Origin of the sequence: Vibrio sp. 10N.239.312.D08, from assembly GCF_041466145.1 — a bacterium.
Taxonomy (GTDB): domain Bacteria; phylum Pseudomonadota; class Gammaproteobacteria; order Enterobacterales; family Vibrionaceae; genus Vibrio; species Vibrio crassostreae_C.
In genome coordinates this window covers 25,657-36,602 of the sequence record NZ_JBFSSD010000050.1, presented here as the reverse complement: position 1 = coordinate 36,602, position 10,946 = coordinate 25,657, and the positions used below count along the sequence as shown (strand labels likewise).

The 10,946-nt window shown below is 45.9% G+C and carries 9 protein-coding genes; 1 reads left to right on the top strand and 8 read right to left on the bottom strand.

Features of this window, described 5'->3' with window-relative positions; genetic code table 11:
* Positions 1-126: 126 nt before the first annotated feature.
* The 8 genes from AB6D58_RS20370 to AB6D58_RS20335 all read right to left on the bottom strand — a co-directional run bounded on the left by AB6D58_RS20370 (position 127) and on the right by AB6D58_RS20335 (position 9,902).
* Entirely contained in the window at positions 127-2,901 is a 2,775-nt protein-coding gene (locus AB6D58_RS20370) for a M16 family metallopeptidase (RefSeq protein ID WP_372158267.1), read from the bottom strand.
* A 239-nt stretch (positions 2,902-3,140) separates the two neighbouring features.
* Positions 3,141-4,007, bottom strand: a complete 867-nt coding sequence (locus tag AB6D58_RS20365; protein ID WP_372158264.1) for a LytR/AlgR family response regulator transcription factor — start codon at positions 4,005-4,007, stop codon at positions 3,141-3,143.
* Between the two features lie 72 nt (positions 4,008-4,079).
* A complete protein-coding gene (locus AB6D58_RS20360) occupies positions 4,080-5,114 on the bottom strand; it encodes a sensor histidine kinase (protein WP_372158261.1) in 1,035 nt (344 codons plus the stop codon).
* A complete protein-coding gene (locus AB6D58_RS20355) occupies positions 5,114-6,406 on the bottom strand; it encodes a hypothetical protein (RefSeq protein WP_372158258.1) in 1,293 nt (430 codons plus the stop codon). The genes AB6D58_RS20360 and AB6D58_RS20355 overlap by 1 nt, the downstream gene beginning before the upstream one ends.
* Before the next feature lie 9 nt (positions 6,407-6,415).
* The gene (locus AB6D58_RS20350; protein ID WP_017065102.1) at positions 6,416-7,198 is read right to left on the bottom strand and encodes an outer membrane lipoprotein-sorting protein; all 783 of its coding nucleotides are present in this window, start codon (positions 7,196-7,198) and stop codon (positions 6,416-6,418) included.
* Positions 7,191-8,489 (bottom strand): ABC transporter permease, encoded by a 1,299-nt coding sequence (locus AB6D58_RS20345; RefSeq protein WP_017061256.1) that lies wholly within the window; start codon positions 8,487-8,489, stop codon positions 7,191-7,193. The genes AB6D58_RS20350 and AB6D58_RS20345 overlap by 8 nt, the downstream gene beginning before the upstream one ends.
* Positions 8,477-9,175: an ABC transporter ATP-binding protein gene (locus AB6D58_RS20340; RefSeq protein ID WP_017067011.1), complete on the bottom strand. Its 699-nt coding sequence runs from the start codon at positions 9,173-9,175 to the stop codon at positions 8,477-8,479. Before AB6D58_RS20340 ends, AB6D58_RS20345 begins: the two co-directional genes overlap by 13 nt.
* A gap of 46 nt (positions 9,176-9,221) precedes the next feature.
* On the bottom strand, positions 9,222-9,902 hold the full coding sequence (locus AB6D58_RS20335) for a hypothetical protein (protein ID WP_102320952.1): 681 nt from the start codon (positions 9,900-9,902) through the stop codon (positions 9,222-9,224).
* A 416-nt stretch (positions 9,903-10,318) separates the two neighbouring features.
* Here AB6D58_RS20335 and AB6D58_RS20330 point away from each other — a divergent pair, with 416 nt between their 5' ends.
* The gene (locus tag AB6D58_RS20330; protein ID WP_017061252.1) at positions 10,319-10,939 is read left to right on the top strand and encodes a hypothetical protein; all 621 of its coding nucleotides are present in this window, start codon (positions 10,319-10,321) and stop codon (positions 10,937-10,939) included.
* Positions 10,940-10,946 lie beyond the last annotated feature (7 nt).

Genomic DNA, 10,946 nt, shown 5'->3' with positions numbered 1-10,946 from the left:
GAGCCCGTAGAGGACTTTCACCTCCTAGATCAACGCCATGCTCGGCGCACAACAAGAAAGCCAAGCGGTGCTCGCTTGGCTTTGAGTTGTCTCTTTCTGTTGGTTTCAAGCTTTAGGCTTTAGGCTTTAGGCTTTAGGACGCATGATGTTCTTAACCTTACGGCTATCTTCACCAAAGATGCTTTGGACAAGTTGATTCATGTCTTCCGCAGTAATCGACCTCGCCACTCGCTCAACTTGAGACAAAGCTTCGATATCGTAACCATGAAGTAAATAACGAGACAGGTACCATGCTTGGTCAATAGAGCTCATCTCGAGAGGCGTGAAGTCCGCTTCAAACTGTTTCACGACTGCGTGCATTTCCTTTTCAGAGACGCCTTGTAAAAGGTCTGCAATCACTTTATCGATCGCCACTTCGACTTGGTCAACGTTCTCCGGCGCTACCATCGCCCCGATAACCCACTCACCACTCAGCTCACTATCTGCGGATGATGAATACGTATATGGCGAGTAATCTAAGCTCAACTCTTCACGAATATAAGCATCTAAACGAGCCGCCAGCAGTCGTTCTAGCAAGTTTTCCGTGAAGATATCTTTTGCCGTTACGCCTTGGTCGGTTTCGGCTTCAGGTTCAGAAATGACTCGTAAGATGTACTCTGCACTATTCACATTGTTGATCGCTAAATCAATGCGTGATTCAGATGGCTGCTTGTAAGCCACCTTAAATTCAGGAACCTCAGCTTTTTCTAATGGAATCGAAGCCAAGTATTGCTCAACCAAAGGCTTTAATTCACTTGGGTCGATGTCACCCACGATCACCAATTGGTTATGCCTCATTTGACCAAACAATTGCTGATGAAGATTAGCGACGTCTTCCACAGAAACCGCTTCAACACGTTCTTTATCAACAAAGAGGTGGCCACTGTCTTGACGATAGATATTCTGGTTTCTTGCGCGCTCAAACTGACCGACAGGGCTGCTCAAGAAAGATTCTTGACCTTGTACAAACTCCTGTTTCACTGCCTCTAACTGCTCGGGAACAATTTTAGGCGCAGTTATGAAGGTATAAAGCGCAGCAAACGTATCTTTGAGCCCACCTTTGTTAATACTAAATTCAACACCATGGCGAGTGTTGCCAATAAAGGAATCAGCTCTAATATCTTCACGATCAAAGTACGCTAAAAGCTCAGAACCCGTAAATTCACCCACACCACTTCGAGCGAAAGTAGGTAACGCAACCTCAACCGCTGGGTAAAGGCTCGGATCCAAAGCGGCTTTTCCACCGAGGCTCATGTACATCACCCCAACATCATCACCCGCCACATAATCACGCAGATACCACATGTCGATACCATTGCTCAACGTCCACTTTTGGATATATGGGTCTACGGACATTTGTTCAGCAAGTACAACCTCGCCTTGCGAGCTAGGTACAGCAAAAGCACTGGCTGTTCCTATCGCAAGCGGCGGAATTCCCGCCTCGCTATACGTGGCTTTTAAGCTATCTAGAGAGTTAATGACCGCTGTTCTGTCTTCATTGTCGTCCATCCCAATAACAATAAAGTAATCATCAGAAAGTAGATTCTTGATGTTGTCGTTAATCACTTCAAGGCTCAAGTTAGCAATGAAAGCTTCCAAGCTTGCTTGATAATCTTTCTGTGATTGGACTATTCGATCATTGACTAACGCACTCACTTTGTAATTCGCGTGTTCAACACTGTCCATTTTATCCCAGTTATGCTCGATGTTATCCAGCAAGTCTTGATAGTAGTACAGTTCGCCAGCAATATCCGTTTCCGAAACACCAAAATCACGCAATGATGCCAATGTAGAAAGCAGATCTTGTTGGATAACTTCACGGTCTCCAGCCGGAAACCCAACACTTATTGACGAATAGTAAAAAGCGCCCATTCGATAACTATCAGATGCAATCCATTGAGTCGGGAACGCGGCATCATTGAACACCGCTTCTAATCGTCGTTGAATCAATTGCTGAGCGGTTTCATCTAACCTGCGTTGATTCTGCTGAGCATGATTTTCAACTATATTTGAACCGCGGTTAAACGTCAGAGTGATGCTTGGCGCTTCTCTTCCTGCGTACTCAACATAATCATCTTCATTGAATGAGGTCGTTTTCTGTTTCTCTGGTCTCGGCGTATCGCCACGCTCCCAGCTAGAAAACTTTTCTTCAATAAGTGGAATCACAGTTTTGATGTCCACATCACCAGAAACGACCAGCTCAACTATTTGAGGTTGATACCAAGTCTGATAAAAGTTGGTGATGCCTTGAGGAGTAGCATTCACGATCGACGATTTAGTCCCTAATGCATCTTGCGATTCGTACGGGCCGCCTTCAACGAAGTAATCATAATATATATCTCCGAATGACTTATCATCGAGGCGAGCCATACGGAACTCACCAAGAACCACGCCTTTTTCTTTTTCGACTTCTGAACTTGATAGATCCAGGCCATCACCAATGTCACGCATCCACGTCAAAGCAGACTGCAATTGGATGTTATCTGGCAAATCTAACTGGTAGACCGTCTCTTCATAAGAAGTGTAGGCATTAATATCAGCACCAAAGCTAGCGCCTGCGTCTTCGAATAGACGAATCACATCGTTCTGAGAGAAGTTTTTACTGCCATTGAATGCCATGTGTTCCAAGAAGTGCGCGTAGCCTTCTTGTTGAGAAGTCTCTTGAATCGAACCGGCGTGCACGACTAAACGAACAGATACGGATTCTTCATGATCTGGATAAACATGATAAGTAAGGCCATTTTCTAGTTGGCCTGAAGTCCATGCCGGATCCGGCTGGATTGGCGTTTCGGTAGTTTTTGATGTTGAACTACAGCCAACCAGGGTAAGGCATACCGCCGTCGCTAAATAATATGTTTTCATAACAACCTCTTAATGTCATTCATCGACAATATACAGATTGAGCTAAAGATTATTATTTAATATTGAACCTGATGAGTATCTTTGTGATCTGGATCTTTATTTTATAAATCACCAATCGTTATGTAAGATCGCTGTGCTCATTTAAATAGGCATTTAGATAAGAGCCTATTAAATCGATTTTAGACTCGCTAACTACATCTATTTAAAATCAATAAGCTACATAAATTTCAGCCAGTTCTCTACATACCCTTAAACAACGCTTGTGAGGCGCGGCTGATGGGTAGTTTTTCACCTGACACATACGCCGACATCTTGCCAGAGAGTCCTTTCTTCACCTTATCGATAGCAGACACTTTCACCACCACTGAACGGTGGATTTGCCAAAACTCATCAGGATTGAGCTGGGCAATCAACTCTTTTAGCGACACGCGAAGAATATACTCCTCTAGCGAACTGCCTTGGCCTTTTTTGAATATAGACACGTACTTGTCTTCCGCTTTGAAGTAAGCAACATCATCGACGGCGATTAGGTGAATGTCTTCCCCGACACTGGCTTTGAGCCACGTTAGATGTTTCTTCTGCTGTTGATAAAGGGGCTGCGATAGATAAGGAGGCTGCGTTTGCTGGGAAGACGATTGTGATAGCTGTTGAAGCTGAGCCATTAACACCGTGATATCGGGCTGTTCTGGCGTGGTACCTGTTTGTGTTTGATTGCTCGACAGACGCGCTTGCACTTTCTGACATGTGGCCAGTAAACGCTCTTCATTGATTGGCTTAAGTAGGTAGTCCATCGCATTGTGCTCAAAAGCTTTGACCGCGTATTCGTCATAAGCCGTGATAAACACAATCAATGGTGGCGAATCTAGCTTGTTGAGTTGTTTCGCCAGCGAGATTCCATCCAGCTCCGGCATACGAATATCGAGAAAAGCCACGTCGGGCTTAAGCTGCTGAATACTCTCCATCGCCTCCAAACCATTTTGTGCCTTGCTAACGATCTCTAGCTCCGGCCAAACCTCAGCAAGGCTCTTGTCTAAGTGGTGCCTTAACAGTGCTTCATCGTCTGCGATAATCGCCGTTACGCTCGGCTGTACTGCTGGGTTGTTCATGGTCAGTCCTTTAAATTCACACTGTAAATCATCTATTTTGCGTCACTGTTCGGTGTTTTCTGATCTGTAATTCTAGGCGGCTGCCTCAGTCAACGGTAACAAGATCGTCGAGACTACCCCGCCTTCAGCGTGTTCAGTAATCGTTAGGCTCGCCTTATCACCATACAGGGTTTCGATTCTTTGACGAATATTGCTTAACCCAACACCGTGACCCGTATTCGCAGAAGGCGTTTTCAACCCAGCGCCATTATCAGCCACTTCAATTTTTAGCTGCTGTGCTTGTTGAGTAATACGAATATTCACTTGGCCACCAGCGGCTTTGGGCTCGATGCCGTGCGTGAGTGCATTCTCGACCAAAGGTTGAATCAAGAACGGTGGAATCACCTGCAAATCGCTAATCTCGTGTGTTTCAATCGAGAACGCTAAGCGCTCCCCCAAGCGTATCTTCTGAATATTAAGATAAGCGTCTAACAAGTCGACCTCTTGTGCGATGGTCGATTGCTCGGTGCGGCTGTTTTTCAAAGTCACGCGCAATAAGTCAGTCAGTTTTTCGAGCATCAACTTGGCTTTCGCGCTATCACTCTCAATCAACACATTGATGGTCGCAAGTGTGTTGAACAAGAAGTGCGGTTCAATTTGGCTTTGCAGTTGCTTAAGCTGACTCAGCACCACCACCTTTTCTTGGTCGGCCTGACGACGCTTGGCCACTTCCAATTCGTTATCGGCACGTAACTGCTGCTCCCGAGTATAGAAATAGTAATAGCAAACCGAACAGAAGATCACACCGAGCAAGACTACAGATTTAAGGTCCGAGATATTAGCCCCGAAATACCCGTTCAACCAATAGTGTGCATTCAAGGTACCAAGGGTCATTGCAATCACCATTGATACCCCTACATCAAATGCCTTTGATTTCCTTTTGAATAGTTCAACCAACACAAACGAAGAGCCAACTGCGCTGTAGCCAAAGCCGAAGCTGATGGCCAAGTTAAGCGTAAACCCGCCTCCCCAAATCGTATTGGTTGTAATTGCAATAAGAACGCAAAATAGCGTAGTGAACGCGAAGCTTTTAATCCATGAAAAGCGACTGTTTGAAGAAGTGTCCATTAAAATCGTCCTTTGATATTTAAAAGAATCATATGACTATCCGGTAAGTTGGCGTAAGCAGAATCACTTTTACCGCCTAGAAAGCGTGCAGCAAGCTCCAATTCCAACGATGAATCGCCATTATCGAAAGCCTGATAATTGAGCCACTGCGTAGCAATAAAGCCACCGTCTTGTGGAGACAGCATGACATCAAATGTTGGCGTGATATCTTCAAGCCAGCCATGTGTCGAATCCAGAGACCAATGAAACATGATGTTGTGTTGAACCAAATTGGCGTGTTGATAACCTTGAGCGTAAGAACCTGCCAACGAAGATGTCATCGGATTAACTGACAAAGACTCAGCACTTCCTATTGCTCTTTGCCATTCAGAGTTGCTCCAAGCGCGGCTATCAAACCAGTATTCCAGCACCACATTGTGGCCGGTGTCATTGGCCCATGTTAATCCTGCTAACGCTTGATAGGCCTCGCCCTGCTCTTCAAGATAAACCGGTTTAAGCATTGAATTAGGCTGACTGTAGCCAAGGCTTTGTCGTTGATAGACAACAGAGCCATGAAACTCCCACGCGAGGTTTAATACCGAAACCAAACTCGCTCCAAGTAAGCCGTGGCGCACATCGTCATAATAGGCGACCCATTGATATTCGTGATCGCCCACTAGATTGTAACGACGTACCCCAAAGCCTTGTTGCTGATTCTGCTTTTCGAATTCATTTACGTCTTGGGAAGTCCATGACGAATCGCTGTAAAGCAGGGTCCATTCGCCCGTCATATCGAACAGTGACGCTGAAGCAACACCTGCGCCCTCTTCTGCGACAATGCCCACTGGGTTTTGTCGATAAGGTTTGATGATGTCTAACGGTCGATAGCCATAGCCCACACCCCAATCCAAACGAACCTTGCCAAGCGTGACATCGAGGTAATGGTCACCGATTACTGAATTCGACAGCTCGACACCACCTTGCCAAAACAACTCACGCACAATGAATTCAGACTCAAAACTCGCGTCTTGTTGTTGAGGGTTATTGCTTAGAATATCGTTGGCTTTCATTGCAAACAGGCCAAGCCAATTGCCATATCCAACCTCAAGATCCAAAAAACCATTGAGTGACTGGCGATTGTCAGATACGAAAGGGTTAAATGGCGACTCTCTCGATTCAACGGCCTCAGCACTCAATTGCCAGTCCCAGGCTAGGTTCAGATCGTCCGCTTGAGTCGTATTACTCATACAAGGCAGCACAAGGAAAGTAACGATTAAAGGCTTGATGTGGAATCGACGACTAGAAGCTTTCATGGCACCCACCTAAAGCCCAGACACGCTATTACGTGATAAGTAAGCAGGGTTGTAGTATTTGTCCGCTAAAGCTTGTTCGCTTACCTCGCGGTACTCAATCACGGTTTTCTTACTTGGTTGAATCTTATCGAGCAAAGTCATCGAAACTACACTTGGCAAGCCATCTCGCACGCCTTCAGTAAACCAAGCTTGCTTGGCCAGTTTTCCAGAACGCAGATACAGATCCGCTTTAACAGGAAACGCTCGGTCTGCCGTTAACCACAGATCAATCGATTGATAGCTGGCACCCTTGGTTTTCGCCGTTAGCTTTAGATGATAAGTATCGAGTGTCTCGCCAGTCGACCTCTCAACCTGTTGCTCGGCAACCCACTTACCTTGGTAATCTTCGCTCCAAGTGAGCGTCGAAATGTCCCCTACCGAAGCTTCACCCAAGAGTTTCTGCATTGGTGTGATTCGGATAGGTCGGCGCGATTTCGGCATCAGTAACCAATAGTTGTCCTCTATCATCAGCATCTTTTGACCCGCCTCGACCGCCGACTTGAACACGACCAGCGACTCTCGGTTTGGTCTTGTGTAGACGTTGTATTCGCGGGTTTTGTCTAGTTGCTCGTCTTGATATAGCGCGACCAGAGAAACCACTTTAGACGCCTGTTCGCTGTTCAAGCGATAGCTATCCGCCTTGGCGATCATCTCTGTGACTTGTTGTGAATCGACTGCCCAGCTTGGTGTCGATGCTAGAACCAAAACCAATACAGAACCTAAAACAGTGAGTGAACGAGTAAATTTATACATAAACCAGCGCCTCCGTGATTGGCTTATTTACGCCTTTGCGAGCAGAGAAATAAGCGGCTAGCAAACATATCGTCAACACACCTAAAGTGGCGTAACCAACTAATTCCAATGAGAAGTAAATGTTGAGTGGGTAACCCTCGGTTCTGCCGGGAGGTGGTGGCATTTGGATATCCACCACCAGCAATAACACCGACACGAAGCCACTCACTAACGCGCCGATCGCGCTGCCAATCACAGCCAACAATCCCGCCTCTTTTAAGAAACCTGCGACGATTTCAGACGGGTAACTGCCTAGTGCCGACAAGGTGCCAATTTCACGAGTACGCTCGGTCACCGACATGGTCATGGTGTTAAACAACGACACAAACACTACCAATGCCATCACCGCGCCCATGATGCCGAAGATACGGTCGTAAAGATCTTTCACCTTGGTGTAGAAAAACGCGCGATCTTGCCACGGGGTGATCTCGATCTCTGTGCCTTGATCGCTTTGGCTCGCACTATTTCGATCTAAAGCTGTTTGGATACGCTGTTGAACGGTCGAGGTCTTGCTTGTTTCAAATAGAAACACCGACAAGGTACTGACTTTGTCTGACGCTAAAAGCTCTTGGGCAGTGGTGATGTGTACGTATAACTGACGCTTATCCAGCTCAGGCACTCCTGTCGAGTAAATACCCTGCACCTTAAAATCAAAAGCGTTCAATGCGCCGTCACTGGTAGTCGCGAGCAGTGTCACCCAATCGCCAACGGCAACTTTGAGATTACGAGCAAGGTCAGTTCCCAGCATCACTTGTGGCTCTTGGCTGTCGTATCTGGGAGATTTCACATCCGAGAGGGTCTGACCGCTGCGCACATCTAAGAAAGGACCTTTCATGTCGAACTCACGCTCATTGACACCCGTTCCCATAAAAATGGTCGACTTGCTGCCGTTAGAAACCAAGCCGCTAAAATAGACCCTAGGCTGCACACCACGCACGTCGCTGTCGCCAATAATGCTCTTGGTTAGGGCTTGAACATTGTCTAGACCATTGCTCAGCGGCATGTCTTCATCTTGCTCAAAATATCCCGGCGTACTCAAAGTAAGATGACCAGTATCGCGCGCGGTCGATTCACGCAGAGATTCATAGGTATAAAGCCCATAACCTCCAGCCGAGGTCAGCGCAAATACGGCAATTGCGATGATCAATACCGAAAGCAGACTACGGCGACCGTTTCTCAATAAATTAAGCCACGCCAAACGCACCGAGGTAGGAAGCAAAAAAGTGCTCATTCTTTGTGTTAACTTGCCCATGAGATTGCCTCCATTGCTGTGGCTTGTAGTGCCAGTTGACCATCGATAAGTTCAATGACTCGGTCACAACGCTGCGCCATTCTTGGGTCATGCGTTGCGACAATAAAGGTGGTGCCCATTTCATGGCCGAGCTCTTTCATAATGTCGATCACAAGGTTGGCGGTGTGACTGTCTAAGCTAGCGGTCGGCTCATCGGCAATGACTAAGCTTGGGTTGTGGATTAGCGCTCTGGCTATCGCGACACGTTGCTGCTGGCCGCCTGAAAGATTGTCTGGGCGATGATGTACATATTCGCCTAGCCCAACACGCTCCAACATCTCTTGTGCTCTGGTCTGCTGTTCTTGTTTCGAACATTGGTTCAACATCAATGGGTAGGCCACGTTCTCAAGTGCCGTCATCACTGGAACCAGATTGAAGCGCTGAAATACAAAACCCAACGACTGACGGCGAAAGCGTGCAGCGGCGATTTGCTCTGTCGGATACGGTTGGCCATCAATATTGATCTGTCCTCGATAGCTCATATCCAACAAACCAAGAATATTCAAAAGTGTGCTTTTTCCAGAACCCGACGGGCCACACAACGCCACCATTTCACCGCGCTGGATATGGCCATCGACCCCGTTTAATGCATCAACACGTTGACCGCCTGTGACATATGCTTTGCCGATATCTTTAAATTCAATCATCCCGTTTTCCTCTGATTACTAACCAACTGTTTAGCTTCCATGCCCTTTATTTCGCTTTCGCTATTAGGGCCTTCGCAGTCATCGTTTCGATGTTGCCAGCATCGGTGTTTTCCATCTTTTCAAGCCACACCTGTGCTTGCTCGAAGTCCTCAGCACGAATCGATGCAGTAATGGCGTAACGGTAAATCCACGATGTCGCAGCGAAATGTTGCTGTTGGAAATCATCTTCCGCGAGTAACGCGAGGAACAGGTCATAACCACGATCAAAATGGTTAAACATGTCTGGTAGCGAGGTGTAAGTCACCGCGGCCATTGCGCGAGTTAAGTAAGAATCTGGCAGCCCTTGAACACGAGGTTGCTCATGAATCGGTTGGTCTTCGTCTTTTAGCAGCACCAGTGATTTATCAATGGTTGATAAGCCTTTCTCCACATACTTCATCTTGTTCCAAGGTAAGAACGCATCACGCCCCATCAGGGTTTCTGTGCTTCCGAGGTAAACCAAGGTCAGTGGTGTCGCTCCGTCTTGTTGTAAGGTTTCGTTAAGGCGTTCATACGCCACCTCAACCAAATCTTCATTGCCTTGCGCGGCTTGGTTATAGATATCGAGCACGTCTGAACTCGGGTTGGCCTGCACCAAAGTGGGTGCGAATGAAACAAGTGCAATCAGTAATGAACGCTTAAGCAGAGAAGCGGTAGAGCCTGAATTAAATGAGTGTGAAGTAGTCATAATTTCTAATCCCTTTCAAATGTTGACGTTGAAAGGTTAACTAGAATTTGTCGCGCAGTTTTACCAATGCGACGAATGGTAATAATGAGGAGTGAATGGTTGAGAGGCGGTGTGAGTGGGGATATAGGATTCAGTTATTGTATTTCAGTAAAAGTCGTGCTTATTTTGCACAACCCATATTTACTAATTATTCATACTGGGTAGACATAAACATACCTGATACATTGGAGCTATGTATTGTTTTTGTAATCTTCGGAATAGAAACGGTGATTCAGGAGATCGATGAGTAATTGTTGAAATAAATCATTCGCATAACCACTTACAGCTTTAAAATACGAGACAAAGTTAATACAATATTGTTGCGCATTGAAATGGTTCAATGTTTATATCAAATTAGTTATGGATTTATCAATATCATGGAAGCAACAACAGTTAATGCTAACGAAACTCAAACGCCAAAAGTTCTAAACAAACTTGGAACTGCATCATATGGTCTCGTTGCAATTGGGTCTTTCTTACCTGCAATTACTATCAAAATGTGGGGAGTGTCTGAATCAATTACAGGTTTAGATGTCTACGGGTTCACTATAGTCTTACTAATGATTGTAGGCTCAGCATCCTGCGCTCTTGGCTTACCAAAAATCGTAGCAAAAGGCATTGGTGCAGTGTCATTAGCGTATCTTTATTACCACTTGTTTCAAGCCATCGGTGATTTAAATGAAATGGCGCAAATGATGGGGGGGCGTCGTGGTGGTGAACTGGGACAGATCATTGAATTAGCTCTACAAAGCGCAAATATTGGCATTGTCGCCTTACTACTTGGCTTCATTTCGTTAAACATTTTTATGTTTGTAGGTTACAAACTTCACCCTCGCTTCGAGGCATTAGATGTAATCTTGAAACACTACTCTTCAAAAGCCTCAGAAAAAGCCGTTGAAAAATCAACTCAAATCAAGAAAGCAACCGAAGAGAAAGCATCAGCAGTTAAACAGAAAGCCAATCAAGTTCAGAAAGAGCAAATCGATAAAGGTGAATAAACTCATT